This is a genomic window from Pseudoxanthomonas suwonensis J47 (assembly GCF_000513955.1).
Lineage (GTDB): Bacteria > Pseudomonadota > Gammaproteobacteria > Xanthomonadales > Xanthomonadaceae > Pseudoxanthomonas > Pseudoxanthomonas suwonensis_C.
In genome coordinates, this window is sequence record NZ_KI911328.1 from 48,999 (window position 1) to 70,823 (window position 21,825).

At 70.6% G+C, this 21,825-nt stretch carries 20 protein-coding genes; 13 read left to right on the top strand and 7 right to left on the bottom strand.

The window, feature by feature from the left end; translation table 11 throughout:
- Positions 1-5: 5 nt before the first annotated feature.
- The 7 genes from M503_RS0111610 to M503_RS0111640 all read right to left on the bottom strand — a co-directional run bounded on the left by M503_RS0111610 (position 6) and on the right by M503_RS0111640 (position 6,183).
- On the bottom strand, positions 6-677 hold the full coding sequence (locus M503_RS0111610) for an OmpA family protein (protein WP_028920235.1): 672 nt from the start codon (positions 675-677) through the stop codon (positions 6-8).
- 128 nt (positions 678-805) lie between these two features.
- Positions 806-2,218 (bottom strand): replicative DNA helicase, encoded by a 1,413-nt coding sequence (locus tag M503_RS0111615; protein ID WP_028920234.1) that lies wholly within the window; start codon positions 2,216-2,218, stop codon positions 806-808.
- 206 nt (positions 2,219-2,424) lie between these two features.
- The gene (gene rplI, locus M503_RS0111620) at positions 2,425-2,874 is read right to left on the bottom strand and encodes a 50S ribosomal protein L9 (RefSeq protein ID WP_028920233.1); all 450 of its coding nucleotides are present in this window, start codon (positions 2,872-2,874) and stop codon (positions 2,425-2,427) included.
- 151 nt (positions 2,875-3,025) lie between these two features.
- Entirely contained in the window at positions 3,026-3,256 is a 231-nt protein-coding gene (gene rpsR / locus M503_RS0111625) for a 30S ribosomal protein S18 (RefSeq protein ID WP_024868851.1), read from the bottom strand.
- Positions 3,257-3,267: 11 nt separating this feature from the next.
- On the bottom strand, positions 3,268-3,705 hold the full coding sequence (gene rpsF, locus M503_RS0111630; protein ID WP_024868850.1) for a 30S ribosomal protein S6: 438 nt from the start codon (positions 3,703-3,705) through the stop codon (positions 3,268-3,270).
- A 254-nt stretch (positions 3,706-3,959) separates the two neighbouring features.
- Positions 3,960-5,753 carry a DUF885 domain-containing protein gene (locus M503_RS16415; RefSeq protein WP_081721034.1) on the bottom strand — a complete coding sequence of 598 codons (1,794 nt, stop codon included), beginning with the start codon at positions 5,751-5,753 and terminating at the stop codon, positions 3,960-3,962.
- Positions 5,754-5,850: 97 nt separating this feature from the next.
- Positions 5,851-6,183 (bottom strand): HesB/IscA family protein, encoded by a 333-nt coding sequence (locus M503_RS0111640; RefSeq protein ID WP_028918815.1) that lies wholly within the window; start codon positions 6,181-6,183, stop codon positions 5,851-5,853.
- Positions 6,184-6,354: 171 nt separating this feature from the next.
- Between M503_RS0111640 and asnS the strand changes: the two genes are divergently transcribed.
- The 13 genes from asnS to M503_RS0111715 all read left to right on the top strand — a co-directional run bounded on the left by asnS (position 6,355) and on the right by M503_RS0111715 (position 21,776).
- On the top strand, positions 6,355-7,755 hold the full coding sequence (gene asnS / locus M503_RS0111645; RefSeq protein ID WP_028918816.1) for an asparagine--tRNA ligase: 1,401 nt from the start codon (positions 6,355-6,357) through the stop codon (positions 7,753-7,755).
- 87 nt (positions 7,756-7,842) lie between these two features.
- The gene (locus tag M503_RS0111650) at positions 7,843-8,145 is read left to right on the top strand and encodes a membrane protein (RefSeq protein ID WP_028918817.1); all 303 of its coding nucleotides are present in this window, start codon (positions 7,843-7,845) and stop codon (positions 8,143-8,145) included.
- Positions 8,142-8,438 (top strand): hypothetical protein, encoded by a 297-nt coding sequence (locus M503_RS0111655; protein WP_024868845.1) that lies wholly within the window; start codon positions 8,142-8,144, stop codon positions 8,436-8,438. Before M503_RS0111650 ends, M503_RS0111655 begins: the two co-directional genes overlap by 4 nt.
- 12 nt (positions 8,439-8,450) lie before the next feature.
- Positions 8,451-9,086 (top strand): FMN-binding negative transcriptional regulator, encoded by a 636-nt coding sequence (locus M503_RS0111660; protein WP_028918818.1) that lies wholly within the window; start codon positions 8,451-8,453, stop codon positions 9,084-9,086.
- Between the two features lie 55 nt (positions 9,087-9,141).
- Positions 9,142-9,807 (top strand): carbonate dehydratase, encoded by a 666-nt coding sequence (gene can / locus M503_RS0111665; RefSeq protein ID WP_028918819.1) that lies wholly within the window; start codon positions 9,142-9,144, stop codon positions 9,805-9,807.
- Positions 9,808-9,843: 36 nt separating this feature from the next.
- Positions 9,844-10,407 carry a 3-hydroxyanthranilate 3,4-dioxygenase gene (locus tag M503_RS0111670; RefSeq protein WP_028918820.1) on the top strand — a complete coding sequence of 188 codons (564 nt, stop codon included), beginning with the start codon at positions 9,844-9,846 and terminating at the stop codon, positions 10,405-10,407.
- A gap of 19 nt (positions 10,408-10,426) precedes the next feature.
- On the top strand, positions 10,427-11,695 hold the full coding sequence (gene kynU, locus M503_RS0111675) for a kynureninase (RefSeq protein ID WP_028928269.1): 1,269 nt from the start codon (positions 10,427-10,429) through the stop codon (positions 11,693-11,695).
- A complete protein-coding gene (locus M503_RS0111680) occupies positions 11,685-13,082 on the top strand; it encodes an FAD-dependent oxidoreductase (protein WP_037061319.1) in 1,398 nt (465 codons plus the stop codon). The genes kynU and M503_RS0111680 overlap by 11 nt, the downstream gene beginning before the upstream one ends.
- A gap of 10 nt (positions 13,083-13,092) precedes the next feature.
- On the top strand, positions 13,093-14,532 hold the full coding sequence (gene sbcB, locus M503_RS0111685; RefSeq protein ID WP_028918823.1) for an exodeoxyribonuclease I: 1,440 nt from the start codon (positions 13,093-13,095) through the stop codon (positions 14,530-14,532).
- A complete protein-coding gene (locus M503_RS0111690; protein ID WP_028918824.1) occupies positions 14,529-15,215 on the top strand; it encodes a DUF2461 domain-containing protein in 687 nt (228 codons plus the stop codon). The genes sbcB and M503_RS0111690 overlap by 4 nt, the downstream gene beginning before the upstream one ends.
- A gap of 2 nt (positions 15,216-15,217) precedes the next feature.
- Entirely contained in the window at positions 15,218-15,814 is a 597-nt protein-coding gene (locus tag M503_RS0111695; protein ID WP_051414563.1) for a DUF2939 domain-containing protein, read from the top strand.
- A 77-nt stretch (positions 15,815-15,891) separates the two neighbouring features.
- On the top strand, positions 15,892-18,546 hold the full coding sequence (locus M503_RS16425; protein ID WP_155952056.1) for an N-acetylmuramidase domain-containing protein: 2,655 nt from the start codon (positions 15,892-15,894) through the stop codon (positions 18,544-18,546).
- Positions 18,547-19,634: 1,088 nt separating this feature from the next.
- Positions 19,635-21,776, top strand: coding sequence for a hypothetical protein (locus M503_RS0111715; protein WP_155952057.1), 2,142 nt, complete (start codon positions 19,635-19,637; stop codon positions 21,774-21,776).
- The last annotated feature ends 49 nt before the right edge of the window (positions 21,777-21,825 follow it).

The following is a 21,825-nucleotide window of genomic DNA, read 5'->3' on the forward strand; positions in this document are numbered from 1 at the left end:
CCGGGTCAGGACTGGATCGGGACCAGGGTGATTTCCACGCGGCGGTTGGCGGCGCGACCGGCCTCGGTGTCGTTGCTGGCGATCGGGTAGCGCTTGCCGCCGCCGACGGTGATCAGGCGCTCGCGCTGCACGCCCTGCGCGGCCAGGTACGAGGCCACCGCTTCGGCGCGCTGCTCGGACAGCCGCTGGTTGACCTCGTCGCTGCCGACGCTGTCGGTGTGGCCGGCGACCTCGACCACGGTCTGGTTGTACTCGCGCAGCACGCCGGCCACGTCGTTGAGCACGGTGTAGAACTGCGGGTCGATGTTGGCGCTGTTGAAGGCGAAGGTGACGTTGCCGGGCATGTTGAGGGTGATGTTGTCGCCCTTGCGCGCCACGTCCACGCCGGTGCCCTGCAGCTTCTCGCGCAGCGCCGCCTGCTGGCGGTCCTGGTAGTTGCCGACGGCCGCGCCGGCCAGGCCGCCCAGGCCGGCGCCGACCAGGGCGTGCTGGCGGCGCTCGACCGCGCTGTCGCCGGTCAGCAGGCCGGCGGCGATGCCGATGCCCGCGCCGATCAGCGCGCCGGTGCCGGTGCGGTTCTGCTGGCGCTGCCCGCTGTACGGGTCGGTGGTCTGGCAGCCGGCGACGAGCACGGCCACGAGCATGGCGGTGCCGGCGAGGATGTTGTTCTTGGTCATGGGACACGCTCCTGTGCAGGGGAATCACGGCCGTCCGGCCGGGTGCACGGGAGCATACGGGCCCCACCATGAGCGGATTGTGTCTGGCGCCACGGATCCGGCAGGCGGCCCGCGGCACGGGCGCCGGCCTACTCGAAGCTGCCCACCGAGTCGTGGCTGAGGTTGTCGAAGCGGGTGTACTCGCCGAAGAACTTCAGCTTCACCGAGCCGGTCGGACCGCTGCGGTGCTTGCCGATGATGACCTCGGCCAGGCCCTTGTCCGGCGAGTTTTCCTTGTTGTAGTACTCGTCGCGGTAGATGAACAGGATGATGTCCGCGTCCTGCTCGATGGCGCCCGATTCGCGCAGGTCGGCCATCACCGGGCGCTTGTCGGTACGCGTTTCCAGCGAACGGTTGAGCTGGGACAGGGCCATCACCGGCACGTTGAGCTCCTTGGCCAGGGCCTTGAGCGACCGGCTGATTTCCGAGATCTCGGTGGCGCGGTTCTCGTTGTTGCCCGGCACCTGCATCAGCTGCAGGTAGTCGATCACCACCAGGCCCAGGCCGTGCTCGCGCTTGAGGCGGCGGCACTTTGAGCGCAGCACGTCCGGCGACAGCGCCGGGGTGTCGTCGATGAAGATCTTGGTTTCCTTGAGCATGCGGATGGCCGCGGTCACCCGGCTCCAGTCCTCGTCCTCGAGCTGGCCGGTGCGCAGGCGCTGGGCATTGACCCGGCCGTTGGAGGAGATCAGGCGCAGCGCCAGCTGCGCGGCCGACATTTCCATCGAGAACACGGCCACGGCCTTCTTCGACTTGATCGCCGCGTACTCGGCGATGTTCAGCGCGAAGGTGGTCTTGCCCATCGCCGGGCGCGCCGCGAGGATGATCAGGTCGGTCGGCTGCAGGCCGGCGGTGATGTTGTCGAACTCGGTGTAGCCGGTCGGCAGGCCAGTGATGTTGCCGCCGCTCTCGAAGCGCTTCTGCAGCACCTCGAAGGCGTCGCGCAGCGCGGTGTTGAGGCCGGTGAAGTCGGTACGGCCGCGTGCGCCGGCCTCGGCGATCGCGAACACTTCCTGCTCGGCCTTGGCCAGCAGTTCGGCGCTGTCGCGGCCCTCGGGCTGGAAGCCGTTGTTGACGATGTCGGTGCCGACCTCGATCAGCTGGCGCAGCACCGCCTTGTCGCGGACGATCTCCGCGTAGGCGCGGATGTTGGCCGCCGAGGGCGTGGTGGTGACCAGCTCCACCAGGTAGGCGCCGCCGCCGATCTGCTCGGAGAAGCCCTGCGAGTCGAACCACTCGCCCAGGGTCACCGCGTCGAACGGCTGGTTCTTCTCGGCCAGCTCGCGGATGGCGCGGTAGATCAGCTGGTGGTCGCGGCGGTAGAAGTCCTTCTCGACCAGGATGTCGCCGACGCTGTCGTACGACTCCGGCGCCAGCATCAGGCCGCCGAGCACCGCCTGTTCGGCCTCGACCGAATGCGGCGGGACGCGCAGGTGTTCGATACGGCCATCGCTGCTGCTGTCGCGTTCGCGGTCTTTGCGGAAACCGGGGCGTGCGGACATTCGGGACGTTCCTCTATACGGCCGGGCGCGTGGGCGCGCGGCCGGAATGGACCAGTGGAGCAGCGGCCCATCGTATGCGCCGGCCAGTGCCAACGCCATGCACAACCCTGTGCATAACCCGTGGACATCTCAGCGGCTGCGACGGGCCGGAAAAACGAAGGGCGCCTTGCGGCGCCCTCCGTCGGGTACTGCGGACCAGGGGCCGATCAGGCTTCCGGCTCGACCACGACCTTGACGGTGGTCTCGACGTCGGCGTGCAGGTGCACGGTCACGTCGAACTCGCCGGTGTGGCGGATCGGGCCTTCGCCCATCACCACTTCGCTCTTCTCCAGCGGCAGGCCGGCGGCGGTGAAGGCCTCGGCGATGTCGCGCGGGCCGACCGAGCCGTACAGCTTGCCTTCGGTCGAAGCGTTGGCCTTGACGGTCACGCTGGCGCCTTCCAGCTTGGCCAGGCGGCCCTGGGCGTCGTCGAGCAGGGCCTTGGCCTTGGCTTCGTACTCGGCGCGCTTGGCCTCGAACTCGGCCAGGTTGGCGGCGGTGGCCGGCACGGCCTTGCCCTGCGGGACCAGGAAGTTGCGGCCGTAACCCGGCTTCACGGTGACCTTGTCGCCGAGGTTGCCCAGGTTGGTGACCTTCTGCAGAAGGATCAGTTCCATCGTATTGCTCCTCTATCCGTTAGCCGCGCCATGGCGGGCGCGGCAACGATTGCTGTCCGGATCGGACGTTTGTGTTGACAACCAGCTCTGGAGTGCCTTTAGCCGACAGCCTGCACGGGGACGTGCGGGCTGTCGCCAGGGACCCGCAGGATCAGATGTCGTGGTTGTCGGTGTACGGGATCAGGGCCAGGTAACGGGCGCGCTTGATCGCGGTCGACAGCTGGCGCTGGTAACGCGACTTGGTGCCGGTCACGCGGCTCGGGACGATCTTGCCGTTCTCGGTCAGGTACTGGCGCAGGGTGTTGAGATCCTTGTAATCGATCTCCTTGACGCCCTCGGCAGTGAACTTGCAGAACTTGCGGCGGCGGAAGAACTTGGACATGGCTGTGCTCCTTAGGCGGCGGCTTCGGCGTTGTCGCCGTCGGTTTCGGCGGCGGCGGCGGGGGCGCTGCCCTCGCCTTCCTCGTCACGGCGGCGGCGCTCGCCACGCTCGGGCTTGTCGCCCTTCTCGTCCTTGCTCTTCATGATCAGCGACTGCTCGGTCTCCGGGCCGTCGCGGCGGATGACCAGGTGGCGCAGGATCGCGTCGTTGAAGCGGAAGGTCTCGACCAGCTCGTCCAGGACGGCCTGCGAGGCCTCGATGTTGAACAGGACGTAGTGGGCCTTGACCAGGTTCTGGATCGGGTAGGCCAGCTGGCGGCGGCCCCAGTCTTCCAGGCGGTGCACGGTGCCGTTGCCGCCCTCGATGATCGTCTTGTAGCGCTCGATCATCGCCGGGACCTGCTCGCTCTGGTCCGGATGGACCAGGAACACGATTTCGTAATGACGCATCGTTGGTTTCCTCGTGGATGCGGCCCTTGCGGGCCTGGCAGCCCCCCGTCGACCGGAACGGAAGCGGTGGGGCAAGGGTTCCTGCCGGCAGCGTGCCGCAGGAAGCCGGAAATTATGCCGGCTCAGTCACTTGGGCGCAAACCCGCGGGTTCGCGCCCGGCTCCGGGCGGATTTCCCCCTGCCCCGCGGTAATGCGCGGGGCAGGATCGTGACGTGACTAATCACTGGAAGAATGTCTCGCAACTGAATGAAGTTCAATCTGATTTTTTCTTGCGCCCGGCAATCCAGCCGCGGACATGCGCCTCCAGCGTCTCCAGCGGTACCGATCCGGCCTCCAGCACCGCATCGTTGAAGTCGCGCACGTCGAAGGCCGGACCCAGCTCGCGCGCGGCCTCCTCGCGCAGGGCCGAGATCTTCAGCTGGCCGATCTTGTAGGCCAGGGCCTGGCCCGGCCAGGCGATGTAGCGGTCGATCTCGTTGACCACGTCCTGCTCGGTCTTGGGCGAGTTGTCCATGAAGAAGTCGATCGCCTGCTGCCGGCTCCAGCCCTTGGCGTGCATGCCGGTGTCGACCACCAGGCGCACCGCGCGCCACATGTCGTAGGCCAGCTGGCCCATGCGGTCGTACGGGTCGTCGTACAGGCCCATGTCGTAGCCCAGGCGCTCGGCGTACAGGCCCCAGCCCTCGCCGTAGGCGACGAAGTAGGCCGAGCGGCGGAACAGCGGCAGCCCCGGCAGCTCGGCGCCGCGGGCGAACTGGAAGTGGTGGCCCGGCACCGCCTCGTGCAGCGACAGCGCCAGCATCTCCCACTTCGGCCGCGCCTCGGGCTTGTACAGGTTGACGTAGTAGAAGCCGGCGCGGCTGCCGTCCACCGCGCCGGGCTGGTAGTAGGCGGTGGTGGTGTCCGGGGCGATGTTGTCGGGGATCGCGCGCACGCCGTAGGGCTGGCGCGGGATGGTGCGGAACACCTTCACCAGCTCCGGGTCGATGCGCTTGGCCAGGGCCTGGTAGGCCTCCAGCAGGTCGGCCGGGTCCTTGTAGAAGAACTGCGGATCGGTGCGCAGGTGCTGGAAGAAGGCCTTGAGGTCGCCCTTGAAGCCGACTTCCTCGCGGATCTTCTCCATCCCGGCGCGGATCCGCGCCACTTCCTCGAGGCCGATCTGGTGGATCTCGTCGGCGGTCAGGCGGGTGGTCGTGTACCAGCCGGCCAGGAAGTCGTAGTACGCCTTGCCATCCGGCAGGTCGGTGGCGGCGATGCTGTCGCGGGTGCGCGGCAGGTACTCGGCCTCGAAGAAGCGGCCGAACTCGCGGTAGGCCGGCACCACCTTGCCGCTGATGGCGGCCCTGGCCTGCGCGCGCAGCGCCGCCTGCTCGGCCGCCGGGATCGCGTCGGGCATCTTCCGGAACGGGCGGTAGAACGGACTGGCCTCCGGATCCTCCACCACCTGCGCGGCGATCTGCCCGGGAACGCGCTGCATCAGCACCTTCGGCGGCAGGCTGCCGGCCTCGATGCCGGCGCGCATCAGCGCGGCGGTCTGCTCCAGCACCTGCGGCAGCGCCTGCAGGCGGGCGATCCAGTTGCGGTAGTCGGCGGCGCTGGCGAACGGCAGGATCTCGGCGATGCCATCGGCGGTCTGCACCCCGCCCTGGTGGCCGATCGGCTGCAGGTATTCGCGGAAGCGCTGGCGCTCCACCGCCCGCTCCTGCAGCCACAGGAAGGTGTCGTAGTTGAGCTGGTCCTCCGCCGACAGCGCGGCGCGGTCGATCCGGCGCAGCGCGGCCAGCGCCTCGCGGTCGGCGGCCTCGCGGCGCTGGATCGCCTCCAGGCTCATGTCGGTCCAGCGGTCGTCGTAGCGGTGGTCACCCAGGTAGGCGGCGTTCTCCGGCGACTCGCGCAGGTTGCGCTCCCATTCGCTGTCGAACAGGCGGTGCAGCGCGGCGGAGGCCTCGTTGCGCGACGCGGTCGCGGCCGCGGACGTCGCCGGCTCGGCGGAAAACACGGGGAAGCAGCAGGCGGCCAGGGCAACGGCCAGGACGGTACGACGCATCGGGACTCCGGGCGGATCTGGAAGCGCCCAAGCCTAGCGCGTACGGCCGCGCGGCGGCCATGCCGGAGGACAGGGCCTCCGGCCAGCGCGGATCAGCTCAGGCCGGCCCGGTGGTGAAGCTTTCGCCGCAGCCGCATTCGGCGGTGGCATTCGGGTTGCGGAACACGAAGCCCTCGCCCAGGCCCTGGCGGGCGAAATCGATCTCGGTGCCGTCGACCAGCGGCAGGCTCTGCGCGTCGACGTAGATCCGCACGCCGTCCTGCTCGAACACGGCGTCGCCCTCGCGCTGCTCGCGGGCCAGGTCGGCCACGTGGCCCCAGCCCGAGCAGCCGGTGCGCTCCACGCCGAAGCGCAGGCCCAGGGCGGCCGGGTCGCGCTGCAGGAAGCGCTGGACGCGTTCCAGGGCGATGGGGGTGAGGGTGACTGGCATGGGGTGCATCTCCGTGGTGGCCCGGCGATTATAGGCGTCGAGGCTGTCCCGCCCCTGTCGGCATTGCCGTTCGGGATGGAACGCAGCGGCGCGGCGGCTCGCGCCCGCGGGGGCGCAGCCGCTACACTTCCGCCCTTCCCAGATGGGCTCCAGGACACAAGGATTCAAGCCATGACGGTGGTCAGCGTCGAACATGCGCTCGCGGGCAAGGTCGCCGCGGGCGGCGAGGTCACGGTCCGCGGCTGGGTGCGCACCCGCCGGGACTCCAAGGCCGGGCTGAGCTTCGTCAACGTCAGCGACGGATCCTGCTTCGCCCCGATCCAGGTAGTGGCCCCGGCCACGCTCGACAACTACGAGTCCGAGGTCAAGCACCTGACCACCGGCTGCTCGGTGGTCGCCACCGGCACCCTGGTGCCGTCGCAGGGCCAGGGCCAGAGCTTCGAGATCCAGGCCTCGAAGATCGAGGTCGTCGGCTGGGTCGAGGACCCGCTGACCTACCCGATGCAGCCCAAGCAGCACTCGCTGGAATACCTGCGCGAGTACGCCCACCTGCGCCCGCGCACCAACCTGTTCGGCGCGGTGACCCGCATCCGCCACTGCCTGGCCCAGGCCGTGCACCGGTTCTTCCACGAGCGCGGCTTCTACTGGATCAGCACGCCGATCATCACCACCTCCGACGCCGAGGGCGCCGGCCAGATGTTCCGGGTCTCGACCCTGGACCTGGCCAACCTGCCGCGCACGAAGGATGGCGAGATCGACTTCTCGCGCGACTTCTTCGGCAAGGAAACCTTCCTGACCGTGTCCGGCCAGCTCAACGTCGAGGCTTATGCCCTGGCCCTGAGCAAGGTCTACACCTTCGGCCCGACCTTCCGCGCCGAGAACTCCAACACCACCCGCCACCTGGCCGAGTTCTGGATGATCGAGCCGGAGGTCGCCTTCGCCGACCTGGCCGCCGACGCCGACCTGGCCGAGGACTTCCTCAAGTACCTGTTCCGCACGGTGCTGGCCGAGCGCGCCGACGACATGGCCTTCATCGCCGAGCGCGTGCAGAAGGACGCGATCACCCGCCTGGAGTCGTTCATCAACGCGCCGTTCGAGCGCATCGACTACAGCGAGGCGATCCGCCTGCTGCAGGCTTCGGGCAAAAAGTTCGAGTTCCCGGTCGAATGGGGCCTGGACCTGCAGACCGAGCACGAGCGCTGGTTGACCGAGGAGCACGTCGGCCGCCCGGTGGTGGTGATAAACTACCCCGAGCACATCAAGGCCTTCTACATGCGCCTGAACGACGACGGCAAGACCGTCGCGGCGATGGACGTGCTGGCCCCGGGCATCGGCGAGATCATCGGCGGCTCGCAGCGCGAGGAACGCCTGGACGTGCTCGACGCGCGCATGGCCCAGTTCGGCCTGGAGCCCGAACACTACCAGTGGTACCGCGACCTGCGCCGCTACGGCGGCGTGCCGCACGCCGGCTTCGGCCTGGGCTTCGAGCGCCTGGTGGTCTACGTCTGCGGCCTGGCCAACATCCGCGACGCGATCGCCTACCCCCGCGCCCCCGGCAGCGCCGAGTTCTAAGGCGCCCCACCTCCGCGTTCCCCGGCGGGAACGCGGAGGCGCTGCCTTTTCGAATCACGGATCCCGAATCACGAATCCCGGCCCTCAATGCTCCTGTTCTTCGCCCTGTGCTTCGTGGGAGTGGCCATCGCCGGCGCCAGCGCCTTCGTGATCTTCTGGCCTCTGACCCTGGTCCACATCCGCGACCGCCACGCCGGCACCGAGGCCGATTTCGGCCCTGGCGCCTTCATCGACCCGGCGGCGCTGCGCTGGCTGCTCAGCGGCGGCTACCGCTCCGTGCGCGACGGCTCGCTCAGCGGGCTGGCCACGCCGGCGCGCATTTCCCTTTTCACGGTCATTGCCGGCCTGTCGATGGCGGCCCTGCTCTGGCTGCTAGCGGAGGTTGCATGAACGACACCTGGTGGATCGCCACCCTCGGCCGCCAACTGCTCTGGGCGCGCCTGCGCGAACGTGAGGCCGGCACCGCCGAGGTCCTCGACCACGAAGGCAACCTGCACGCCTACGACAGCGAGGACACCGCCCGCTCGATGCTGCTGGACGCCGGCTACGTCGAGTTCGACGGCCTGGACGAGGACGACGCGCTGGAACGGGGCTTCTCGCTGGACGAGGTCGCCCCGCCGCGCGCCGACAGCGACGAGGCCCTGCTGCCGCTGATGAACGTCAGCCTCGGCCGCCGCGCCTGAGCCGGGACGACGGTGTACACGCCACCGTCCTTCGCCGAAACCGACCTGGCCGGCCTGGACTGGCTGCTGGCGCGCGATCCCTTCGCCACCCTGGTGACCACCGGCGCCGACGGGCTGCCACTGGCCACCCACCTGCCGGTGCTCTACGCCCGCGACGGCGATCGCGTGCTGCTGGAAGGCCACTGGGCCAGGCCCAACCCGCAGGCAGGCCATGCCGGCGGCGCCCTGCTCGTCGTGCACGGCCCGCACCACTACGTCTCGCCGGACTGGTATCCGGACAAGGCGGAGATGGCGCGCGTGCCGACCTGGAACTACGCCGCCGCGCACCTGTACGGCACGCTGCAGCCGCTGCACGACGAGGCCGCGCTGGCCTCGATCGTCGCCCGCCTCGGCGAACGCTTCGAACCCGGCGTCGGCGGCCGGTGGCGTTACGACCACGACGACCCGCGCGAGCGCCGCCAGCTGCGCGGCATCGTCGGCTTCCGCTTCGAGGCCAGCCGGATCGAGCTGAAGTTCAAGCTCAACCAGAACCATCCGCCGGCGAATGTGCAGGGCGCGATCGACGGCCTGCGTGCGCTGCCGGGCGAAAACGCGATGGAAGTCGCGGCATTGATGGCCGACCGCCTCGCCCGCCGCGATCGAACGTGAACGGACGGCCGCGAAGGCACGCGGCAGGCGCGCGCAGGTCTGTGATAATGCCGGCATGGCCGACGACCTCCACGAACTGATCCGACGCAACCATGCCTGGTCCGAGCGCGTGCGCGCCGAGGACCCCGGCTTCTTCTCGCGACTGTCCGAACAGCAGGCCCCCGAATACCTGTGGATCGGCTGCTCCGACTCGCGCGTGCCGGCCAACCAGATCATCGACATGGCGCCGGGCGAAGTCTTCGTCCACCGCAACGTCGCCAACGTCGTGGTCCACACCGACCTCAACTGCCTGTCGGTGATCCAGTTCTCGGTCGACGTGCTGAAGGTCAAGCACATCCTGGTGGTGGGCCACTACGGCTGCGGCGGCGTGTATGCCGCCCTCACCCGCCAGCGCCTGGGCCTGGTCGACAACTGGATCCGACACGTCACCGACGTGGCCGAGCACCACGAAGGCTGCCTGCACGACGCAGGCGACACCGAGGTCCAGCACGCGCGCCTGTGCGAGCTCAACGTGCTCGAGCAGGTGGTCAACGTGTGCAAGACCCACGTGATCCGCGACGCCTGGGACCGCGGCCAGGACCTGACCGTGCACGGCTGGGTCTACAGCCTGCGCGACGGCCGCGTCCACCACCTGGGCATGGACGTGGACCGCATCGAGGACCTGGAACCGAAGTACGAGGCCGCGCTGGCGCGCATCTGCCAGGACCGCGAGATCCGCTGACCCCGCGCCGGCCGGCGCCCTCCCGCAGGAACCCCCATGCTGCCCGCCCCCCTCAACCTGCAGGCCTGGATCGACGAGCACCGCCACCTGCTGAAGCCACCGGTCGGCAACAAGTGCATCCACGATGGCGACTTCATCGTGATGGTGGTCGGCGGTCCCAACGCGCGCAACGACTTCCACTGGGACGAAGGCCCGGAGTGGTTCTACCAGCTCGAGGGCGAGATGGTGCTGCGCGTGCAGGAGAACCCCGAGGGCGGCCCCGGCTCGGTGCGCGACATCCCGATCGGCGCCGGCGAGGTCTTCCTGCTGCCGCCGCGCGTTCCGCATTCGCCGCAGCGCATGGCCGGCGGCGTCGGCCTGGTGATCGAGCGCCGGCGCCTGCCCGGCGAGCTCGACGGCCTGCTGTGGTACTGCGAACGCTGCAACCACAAGCTGTACGAGGAGTACTTCCAGCTGCGGGACATCGAGCAGGACTTCCCGCCGGTGTTCGAGCGCTTCCACGGTTCGGAGGAGCGCCGCACCTGCCGCCATTGCGGCCACCTCAACCCGCGTCCGGCCCGGCCCGCGCCGCAACCCGATTCGCTTGCCGACATCACCTGACACCTTCCACGAAGACCCGATGCCGCAGACCCGCACCCACGCCCTGGCCCTGGACGCCGCCGATCCGCTGCGCGCATTGCGCAACGAGTTCCTGATCCCGAAACACCGCGACCGCGAACAGACCTACTTCGTCGGCAACTCGCTGGGCCTGCAGCCGCGCGGCGCGCGCGCGCAGGTGCTGGAAGTCCTGGACAAGTGGGCCAACGAGGCGGTCGAAGGCCACTTCAGCGGCGACACCGCGTGGATGCACTACCACCGCCTGGTGCGCGAGCCGCTGGCGCGGCTGGTCGGCGCACTGCCCGGCGAAGTGGTGGCGATGAACACGCTGACGGTGAACCTGCACCTGATGATGGCCAGCTTCTACCGGCCCACGCGCGAGCGGCGGGTGATCCTGGTCGAAGCCGGCGCGTTCCCGTCGGACCGCCACGCGGTGGAATCGCAGATCCGCCTGCACGGCTTCGATCCGGCGGAGGCGCTGGTCGAGGTCGAGGCGGACGAACCGGCCGGCACCATCTCGATGCAGGCCATCGAACGGGCCATCGCCGAACACGGCCCGCGCCTGGCGCTGGTGCTGTGGCCCGGCATCCAGTACCGCACCGGCCAGGCCTTCGACCTGGTGGAGATCGCGCGCCTGGCGCACGCGCAGGGCGCGGTCGCCGGCTTCGACCTGGCCCACGCGGTGGGCAACCTGCCGCTGGCGCTGCACGACAGCGGCGCCGACTTCGCGGTGTGGTGCCACTACAAGTACGTCAACGCCGGGCCTGGCGCGGTGGCCGGCTGCTTCGTGCACGAACGCCACGGCCACGCCGGCACGCCGCGGCTGGCCGGCTGGTGGGGCCACGATCCGGAGACCCGCTTCCGCATGGCGCCGCAGTTCGTGCCGGCCGCCGGCGCCGAAGGCTGGCAGATGTCCAACCCGCCGGTGCTGGCGATGGCGCCGCTGCGCGCCTCGCTGGAGCTGTTCGACCGCGCCGGCGGCATGGCCGCGCTGCGCGCCAAGTCGGAGAAGCTGACCGGCTTCCTCGACAGCCTCGTGCGCCAGCGTCTGGGCGACGTGCTGGAAATCGTCACCCCGGCCGAAAAGGAACGCCGCGGCTGCCAGCTGTCGCTGCGCGTGGCCGGCGGGCGCGAGCGTGGGCGCGAGCTGTTCGAATACCTGCGCGACACCGGCATCCTCGGCGACTGGCGCGAACCGGACGTGATCCGGATCAGCCCGGTGCCGCTCTACAACCGCTATTCCGACGTGCTGCGCTTCGTCGAGGAAGTGGAGCACTGGCGTGGCTTCTGAACCCGATACCGGCGGCCGCCGGCACCTGACCCTGGTCGGTGCCGGCCTGGCCGGCTCGCTGCTGGCGATCCTGCTGTCGCGGCGCGGCTGGGAAGTGGACGTGTACGAACGCCGCGGCGACCCGCGGATCAAGGGCTACGAGTCCGGACGCTCGATCAACCTGGCCCTGGCCGAACGCGGCCGCCACGCCCTGCGCGCCGCCGGCGTCGAGGACGAGGTGATACGCCAGGCGGTGATGATGCGCGGGCGCATGATCCACGGCCTGGACGGTTCGCTGCAGCTGCAGCGTTACGGCCGCGACGACTCCGAAGTGATCTGGTCGGTGCACCGCGCCGACCTCAACATCACCCTGCTGGAGGCGGCCGAGCGCGCCGGCGCGCGGATCCATTTCCACCGCCGCCTGCATACGGTGGATTTCGACGCCGGCTACGCGCGCCTGATCGACGACCGCGACGACCAGCCGCACGACATCCGCTTCGAGACCCTGGTCGGCAGCGATGGCGCCGGTTCGGCGCTGCGCGCGGAGATGGTGCGCAAGGCCGGCTTCGGCGAGCGCACCGAGTTCCTCGACCATTCCTACAAGGAACTGACCATCCCGCCGGCGCCGGATGGCGGCTTCATGATCGAGCCGCACGCGCTGCACATCTGGCCGCGCGGGCGCTACATGTGCATCGCCCTGCCCAACGACGAGCGCACCTTCACCGTCACCCTGTTCCTGCCCAACCACGGCGAGCCCGGCAGCGACGAACCCAGCTTCGCCAGCGTGCGCGGCGGCGCGGAGGTGCGCGCCCTGTTCGAGCGCGACTTCCCCGACGCGCTGCCTCTGATCCCCGACCTGGAACGCGACTGGGAGCACCATCCGCCCGGCCTGCTCGGCACGCTGTACCTGGACCGCTGGCACCTGGGCAACCGCGCGGTGCTGCTGGGCGATGCCGCCCACGCGATGGTGCCGTTCCACGGCCAGGGCATGAACTGCGCCTTCGAGGACTGCGTCGCCCTGGCCGAGGCCATGGAGCGCGACGCCGGCGACCTGGCCACCGCGTTCGCCGCCTTCGAGGCCGAGCGCAAGCCCAACGCCCGCGCCATCCAGGCCATGGCCCTGGAGAACTACATCGAGATGCGCGACCGCGTCGACGACCCGGACTTCCTGCTCCAGCGCGAACTCGAGCGGGCGCTGCAGGAACGCCACCCGGCGCGCTTCGTGCCCCACTACACCATGGTCACCTTCATGCGCATCCCGTACGCGGTGGCGCTGGAACGCAGCACGGTCCAGCGTCGCATCCTCGAGCAGGCCACCGCCGGTCGCAGCGATCTGTCCGGACTGGACTGGGCGGCGCTGGACCGGCAGGTGCACGAGGCCCTGCCGGTGCTGCAGGATGCGGCATGAGGATGCGCGGATGAGCAACAGCTTCCTGTTCTACGACCTGGAAACCTTCGGCGCCGACCCGCGGCGCAGCCGCATCGCCCAGTTCGCGGCGGTGCGCACCGATGCGGACCTGCGCCAGGTCGAGGAGCCGGTCAGTCTCTTCGTGCAGCCGGCCGGGGACCTGCTGCCCTCCCCCGCCGCGACCATGATCACCGGCATCAGCCCGCAGCAGGCGCTGCGCGAAGGCCTGCCGGAGGCCGAGGCGGCCGCGCGCATCGTCGAGGAGATGGCGCGCCCGGGCACCTGCACGCTGGGCTACAACTCGCTGCGCTTCGACGACGAGTTCGTCCGCCACACCCTGTTCCGCAACTTCTTCGATCCGTACGAGCGCGAGTGGCGCAACGGCAACTCGCGCTGGGACCTGCTCGACGTGCTGCGCCTGGCCCATGCCCTGCGACCGGAAGGGATCGAGTGGCCGAAGCGCGAGGATGACGCCACCTCGTTCAAGCTCGAGCACCTGGCCCTGGCCAACGACGTGCGCGAGGGCGACGCCCACGAGGCGCTGTCGGACGTGTACGCCACCATCGGCCTGGCGCGGAAGCTGCGCCAGGCGCAGCCGCGGCTGTGGGACTACGCGCTGCGCCTGCGCGACAAGCGCCACGCCGCCGGCCTGCTGGACCCGTTCTCGATGCAGCCGGTGCTGCACGTGTCGCAGCGCTATCCGGCCGCGCGCATGTGCGCGGCGGTGGTGCTGCCGCTGGCGGTGCACCCCTCGATCTCCAACCGGGTGATCGTGTTCGACCTGGATGGCGACGTCGACGCGCTGCTGGAGCAGGACGCGGCCGGTATCGCCGACCGTCTCTACACCCCGGCCGCCGACCTGCCCGAAGGCGTGGCCCGCGTGCCGCTGAAGGAAGTGCACCTCAACCGCTCGCCGATGCTGGTGCCGTGGGCGCACCTGCGCGCCGCCGATTTCCAGCGGCTGGGACTGGACCCGGACATCCTGCTCGCCCGCGCCGGACGCCTGCGCGCGCATGCTGCGGAACTGGCCGAGAAGGCCCGCCAGGTGTTCGCCGCCAGCCGCGAGCGCGACAGCGGCGACGTCGACGGTTCGCTGTACGCCGGCTTCTGCGGCGACGGCGACAGGCGCCTGTGCAGCCAGGTGCGTGCCACTGCCCCGGCCGAGCTGGGCACGCGCACGTTCGACTTCCGCGACCCGCGCCTGCCGGAGCTGCTGTTCCGCTACCGCGCGCGCAACTGGCCGCAGACCCTCGCCCCCGCCGAACGCGAGCGCTGGGACGACTACCGGCGCTACCGCCTGCAGCAGGACAGCGGCCTGTCCGAATACACCTTCGTCAGCTTCTTCGAGGAAATCGCCACCCTGCGCGGCGTGCACGCCGGCAACGGCGGCCGCCTGGTCCTGCTGGACCAGCTCGAGCAATGGGGCCGCGAACTGCAAGACACGCTATGACCAGCTATTTCAGCGACGCCAGTTTCAGGTTCCTGCGCGGGCTCGCCCGCCACAACGAAAAGGCCTGGTTCGAGGCCCACCGCGCCGACTACGAGGTGCACGTGCGCCAGCCGTTCCTGCGCCTGATCACCGACCTGCAGCCGGCGCTGGCGACGGTCAGCCCGCACTTCCGCGCCGACCCGCGCACCGTCGGCGGCTCGCTGTTCCGCATCTACCGCGACGCCCGCTTCTCCAACGACAAGTCGCCGTACAAGAGCTGGCAGGGGGCGCGCCTGTTCCACGAACGCCGCCGCGAAGTCCCGGCGCCGTCGTTCTACATCCACCTGCAGCCGGGCGAGAGTTTCGTCGGCGCCGGGCTGTGGCATCCGGAGCCGGACACCCAGCGCAAGGTGCGCCAGTTCATTCTCGACAACCCGTCCACCTGGAAGCGCGTCGCCCACGACCCGAAGCTGCGCCGCGGCTTCGACCTGGACGACAGCGAGGTGCTGGCGCGGGCACCGCGCGGCTTCCCGGCCGACTTCGAGTTCATCGACGACCTCAAGCACCGCAACTGGGTATTCTGGCGGCCGCTGGACGATGCGCTGATGACCGGGCCGCGGCTGCGCAGGACCATCGAGGCCGACCTGGCCGCGCTGGGCCCGTTCGTCGATTATCTCTGCGCCGCACTGGACCTGGAGTTCTGACCATGGAACCGCGCCCCGCCGCCGCTTCACGCCCTTCCCCGTGGCGCTGGATCGTCGGCCTGGCGGCGCTGGTGCTGCTGCTCCTGGCCGGCTGGCTGGCCGCCGGCCCTTGGCTGGCGGTGCGCGGCATCGAACAGGCCATCGCCGCGCGCGACACCGCCGCGCTGGAGCGCCACGTCGACTTCCCGCGGCTGCGCGCCAGCCTGCAGGCGCAGCTCGAGGACCGGCTGGTCCGCGAAGCCGGCGAGGACGTGGCCAGCCATCCGCTGGGCATGCTGGCGCTGGCGGCCGCCGGTGGCGTGAGCCGCGCCGCGGTCGAAACCCTGGTCACCCCCGCCGGCATCGGCGCGCTGCTGCAGGGGCATGCGGTGTGGAAGCGCGCCAGCGGCGACACCCGCGGCAGCGGCCTGCAGGCCACGCCGGAACCGGCGCGCCCGCTGCGCGAGGCCAGCCACCGCTACGAATCGCTTTCGCGGTTCAGCGCCACCGTCCACCACGCCGACGGCGGCGAAACCGTGTTCGTGCTCGAGCGCCAGGGCCTGCGCTGGCGCCTGGTCGACATCCGCCTGCCGCGCGAACTGTCCGCCTACATGCACTGACCTGATCCCGCGGCCATGGCCTGCGCCATGGCCCGCCTGCGTTGTCCCCGTTGTCACCCAAGGGAGTGGAGCGCCGCATGGACACCGATCTCACGCGTACGGTCAGCGAGGCGATGTGGAAGCAGCTGGCGGCCAGGCTGCAGGTGGAGCTGGCCGCGCTGAAGGCGATCGCCGAGGTCGAGTCCAGCGGTTCAGGTTTCCTCGCCGCACCCGACCGGCGCCCGAAGATCCTGTTCGAGGGCCACGTCTTCCACCGCCTCACCGCGGGTCGCTACAGCGCCACGCATCCGAACATCAGCTATCCGAAGTGGGACCGGAAGCAGTACTCCGGTTCGCTGGCCGGCGAGTGGAAGCGACTGGACCGGGCCGCCGCGCTGGACCCGGAAGCGGCGATGCAGTCGGCCAGCTGGGGCGCGTTCCAGATCATGGGCTTCAACTACGCGCTGTGCGGCTTCGACAGCGTCGGCCGCTTCGTCGAGGCCAACGCCTCCGGCGCGGACTGCCAGCTGGAGGCCTTCGCCAACCTGCTCGCACGCCCGGGTTCGCCGCTGATCCAGCCGTTGCGCCGCAGGGACTGGGCGAAGTTCGCCAGCCTCTACAACGGCCCCGGCTACCGCCAGAACCGCTACGACGAGAAGATGGCCGCGGCGTACGCGCGCCACGCCGCGACCGCGCCCGCGCGCGGCCGTCGCCGGGCCGCCGGCGCGCCCTCGCCGCGCGCGCTGGTCGCGCCGGGTCGCCCGGAGCTGGCGCCGCTGGAGATGCTGGAGCTCACCGCCACCGGCACGCCGCGCAAGCGCACCAGCCGCGTCTTCAACGTCCGTCCCGACGCGGTCGACCTGCGCGACTGGGAGTTCCAGCCCAGCGTCGCCTCGGCCCCGGCCGACGTGCGCTATCCGCACGACGTGCGTCCCGTGCTCGACCAGGGCATGACCAGCGCCTGCACCGGCTATGCGCTGGCCGTGGTGATCGAATACCTGCTGGTGCGCGCCGGCCGCCACGTCGAACCGATCTCCCCGCACATGCTCTACAGCATGGCGCGCCGCTACGACGAGTGGGCCGAGAACGACGACGGCGGCCCCGAAGCCGACACCGGTTCGTCGCTGCGCGGCGCGCTCAAGGGCTGGCTGCGGCACGGCGCCAGCAGCGCCCGGCTGTGGCCGAAGAGCGACATGCCCAAGCCGAAGGCGCAGGCCGGCGAGGACTGGTGGACCGATGCGATCAAGCGTCCGCTCGGCGCCTACTACCGCATCGACCCGCGCTCCCTGCGCGACATGCACGTGGCCATCGACCAGGTCGGCGCGCTCTTCGCCAGTGCCTTCACCCACGGCGGCTGGGAGGAACTGCTGGGCGACGAGGCGGTGCCGCGCCCGGAAGATCCCGACGACCTGCCGGTGATCCGGCGCATGACCGGCAATCCCGACGCCGGCCACGCCTTCGCCATCGTCGGCTACACCCGCGACGGCTTCATCGTGCACAACTCCTGGGGACCCGCCTGGGGCAAGGGCGGCCTGGCCGTGCTGCGCTACAACGACTGGCTGGAGAACGCGATGGACTGCTGGGTCGCGCAGCTGGGCGTGGTCACCGCCGAGCACGAGGCCATCGCCGACGCGACCTCGCTGCGCACCGATGCCTCCGGCAAGGGCGTGGTGTCGAGCAACCCGATCCTCGCCGCGCACGAGCTGAGCCCGTTCATCATCAACATGGAGAACAACGGCCGGCTGAGCCAGCGCGGCCAGTTCCGCACCCAGGAATCGGACGTCGACGCGCTGCTGCGGATCCATCTCAAGGAGGCCTGCCGCAAGTGGGGCGTGCGCGCCAACCAGGCGGTGGACGTGGCGATCTACGCGCACGGCGGCCTCAACGACGAGGAAGCGGCCGCGGTCTCGGCGCGCCTGTGGGTGCCGCGGCTGTACGACGAGAGGATCTTCCCGGTGTTCCTGATGTGGGAGACCGGCGCGATCAAGACCATCGGCAACCTGATCGAGGACCGCATCGCGCCGGAGCAGGCGCGCGCGGCCGGCGGCTGGGACCGGGTCAAGGACGCGTGGAAGGAATGGTGGAACCAGCGTGTGGAAGCCATCGCCCGCCCGCTTGGCCGCCCGCTGTGGAACGAGATGAAGGAGAACGCGGCGAAGATCAGCAGCAACCCGGCCTCCGGCGTGCGCATGCTGTTCGACCTGTACAAGGCCAGGGGCAAGGAGTACGGCCTGCCGAAGATCCGCCTGCACCTGGTCGGGCATTCGGCCGGCGGCATCCTGCATTCGCACCTGGGCACAGCCGCGATCGCCGCCGGCTTCGACCTGCGCTCAGTGAGCCTGATCGCGCCGGCGGTGCGGGTGGACGAGTTCGACCGCACCCTCGGCAGGGCCATCCTCAAGACCGGCACCAAGCTGCTGGTCGCGCACCTGACCGACGCGGCCGAGCGCGCCGATCCCACCTGCAAGCCCTACGGCCACTCGCTGCTGTACCTGGTCTCGCGCTCGTTCGAGGACAAGAAGGAAACCCCGATCCTCGGCCTGGAGCGCGACCTGGTGCCGGCGCGCGCCACCCTGCCCTGGGGCGCGCAGACAATCGCCGTGCCCAGCCCGCATTCGGACATCGCCCGCCTGCCCAGCGCGACCACGCTGGACGGCAGCGCCACCCGCCGCACCGAGGCCACCACCCATGGCAGCCTCGACGACGACAGGGCGCTGCAGCGGCTGGTGTTCGACCTGATCCACAAGGCCTGAGCGGAGGCCCCGCCCGGCCCCTCCCGGAGGAGGTGGCAACGTGGAAGGCAGCAACGCGCCGGTCCGCCGGCACGGCGGCGGTGCCGGCCTGGAAACGACGACCGCCCTCGCGGTCCTGCTGGCGCTCGTGCTGGCGGTGGCGGGCGCCGGCGCGCGTGCGCAACCGGACACTGCACCTGCAACCGTCGAGGACGAGGCAGCGGCGGAAACCGTCATCGTCGATCCCGCAGTCCCGGGCAAGGGTGTTCTGGTCGATTCGGCGTCGGTGCGCGACGTGTTCGACCCGCTGTCCGGCGTCGCCACTCCAGGAGCGACATGGCGCGCGGCCGTGGCCACCCTGCCCGATCCGGTCGAATCGCGGATGGGACGCTCCTTCGACATCGAGGTGGCGACCCTGGTGCGCAGCTTCCAGTTCGGCGGATACGTGCTGCAGGGCCATGCCATGCCATGCCGTGGCCGGTGCCGGGCACGAAGGCAGGCGAGGACGCCGGGCGCCCATACCGCTCCACCCCCGGGGTGCTGGTGTTCCGCCGCGATGCCTGGCGCACGCCGGGCAACCTCGGCCCGCACACGCAGTACTTCGTGCTCTACCTGGTCGGCGAATCGCCGACCTTCGGCGTGCAGGCGCTGGCGTTCTGCCGCGCAATGCGCCAGGCGCTGGCGCTGGAGGCCGGCGGCGACCGTCCCGGCCGCGACGACGGTGGGCGCGACTGCCTGGCGCCGCGGCCGCCAGCGACGCTCGCGGCAACCACCCGCATCGCCGTGCTCGGCCCCAGCTTCTCCGGTTCGCTGTCGTCGATCGCCGCGACCGCCCGCCAAGCCGGCCTGCACCTGGACCTGATGAGCCCCTCGGCCACGGTGGCCAGCAACCGCCACATCGCCTGGGACGACAAGGAAGGCCGCCATTCGTTGCGCTACCGCACCTTCGCCCAGTGGGACCAGGTGCAGCAGATGGCGCACCTGTTCGCCTACCTGGAGGCGGTGCACGGCATCTGCCCCGGCGATGTGGTCGTGCTCTCGGAGGAATCGGCCTTCGGCCAGGGCAGCGAGAGACGCAGCTGGCCGGCGAACGCGCCGCCGCGGAGGCGATGGGCGCGCCGGTGCCGGCCTGCGCGGAACGGCCGCAGCCGACCTACCTGCAGTTCCCGCAGAACATCTCCACGATCCGCGCCGAGCACGCCAGCCTGGATCGCGAGAACGCGCGCAATCCCGAACTGGTACCGCGCCGCTTCCTGGAGCTGGACATGCGCGACGCCGGCACCAGCCTGGACCTGCCGCCGGTGTACCAGCCACAGCTGAGCACGCGCTCGGACGAACTGAGCCTGCAGCAGCTGATGGACGCGCTGGGCGTGTACGTGCGCCCGCGCGCGGTGATGGTGGTGGCCACCGACGTGCGCGACCGGCTGTTCATGCTGGCGGTGGTGCGGCGCGCGATCCCGGGCACGATCCCGGTCGCGCTGGAAGGCGACCACCTGCTCACCCATCCCGAATACCGGCGCGCCAACCGCGGCACGCTGATGGTCGCCAACGGGCGCATGCAGGCCTGCTACCTGGACGTGGTCGAAGGCGGCCGCCGCCAGCGCAGCGAATGCCGCCTGCGCGACCGCGACGGCCGGGAGGCCGTGCCCGGCAGCCGCCGCATCTTCGCCTTCCCCACCGACTACGCCGCCAACCTGTTCCGCGCCAGCCAGGAGCTGCTGCTGGCGCCACCAGGAGAACGCGTCGCCGCCGATGCGGTGGCCCCGCCGGATCCACGCCGACCGCGTTCGCCCCTGAGCGTGGTCACCCTCGCCGGCCTGCAGGGTATCGATCCGGAGAGCTATGTGCGGGGCATGGCGGACGGCGCCGGGCCCGGCGCTGACGCGGGCACCGTTCCGCGCGCATCGCCGCGCAGCACCCTGATCGCCGCCGACTTCCGCGTGCTGGCGCTGAACCTGGTCCTGCCCGCCCTGGTCGCCGCCGCGGCGCTGGCGCTGTTTTCCAGCCTCTGGCTGCTGCTGTCCTCGCGCCCCGGGCGCAGCATCCTGCCGCCGCTGCGCTATGCGCTGCGCGAGACCGGCTGGAGCCTGGACCGCATGCTGCGTCCGCACGCCTATGGCGACGTGCATGCACGCGACGAGGCGCCGGCGAACCAGCCGCACCGCGCCCCGGCGCTGGCCTGCGCCCTGCTGGGCGTGCTGGCGATGGCCGCGCTGCTGCTGTTCGCGTTGCGCTGGGGCCACCTGCTGCTGATCGAACAGTTCCGTGGCGCGATGCGTGGCGCGCTGGACCTGATCCACGGCCGCGACCGCGCCACCCTGTGGGCGATGCTCGCCCTGTACCTGTGGTTCGCGGTGCTGGTGGCGACCCGCCTGCGCGCCTGGAACCGGCGCTGCGCGATCCACCTGCGCCGCGCGCCGGCCGGGTTCGATGCCGGCCGTTACCTGGGACGACGCTACGCGCTCAGCTCGCTGCTGCTGGCCGTCGCCGCGGTGATCCCGCCGCTGGCCTACTGGGGCAGCCGCCTGCCCGACGCGGTCGACGGCGCGCGCATGCCCGGCCTGCTGGCGCTGGCGATGCTGGGCATGGGCGTGTTCTTCCTGTCGCAGGCGCTGCTGCAGAACGGACGGCTGGTGCGGCTGGGCCGCGACCTGCGCGACCACGTGGTCGAGGCGCTGCCCGACGGCGCGCTGCCGCCGGAATGGCCGAACCCGCACTGGCTGGGCACCTCGCCGCGTTCGCCGCTGGCGGCGGTGTTCCAGGACAAGGACTGGCTGGTGCTGGACCGCTGCGACGACCGCTGGCCGGGGGTCGATCCGACCGAACTGCAGGCCACTACCGCCCTGCCCGATCCGCGCGCGCGCCTGCCGCGCTGGCGCGCGCAGACCGTGGCCGAGCTGAAGTTCGGCCTGACCTGCGTGCGCAGCTGCCTGTGGGCCGCGTTCGCCGCACCGGTAGTGCTGCTGGCGATGCAGGAGGTGTTCCCGTTCGCGCTGGAATGGGAGCAGAGCGCGGTGGCGCTGGGGCTGATGACGCTGGCCTTCGCGGTCAGCGCCTGGCTGTCGATCTCGCTGGAGCGCGCCCCGCTCATCGGCCAGATGTTCACGAAGGACGCGCACCACGTCTCGCTGCTGGACGTGCTGCGGATCCTCGGCACCAAGCTCCTGCTCCTGCTGCTGATGCTCGCCGCCACCCTCACCCCGAACCTGGGCGAGTGGCTGCAAAACCTGGTCGGGATGCTGCGGATCTGAGCCCGGAAAGACGAAGCCCGGCACGGCGCCGGGCTTCGCCTGCTGCTTC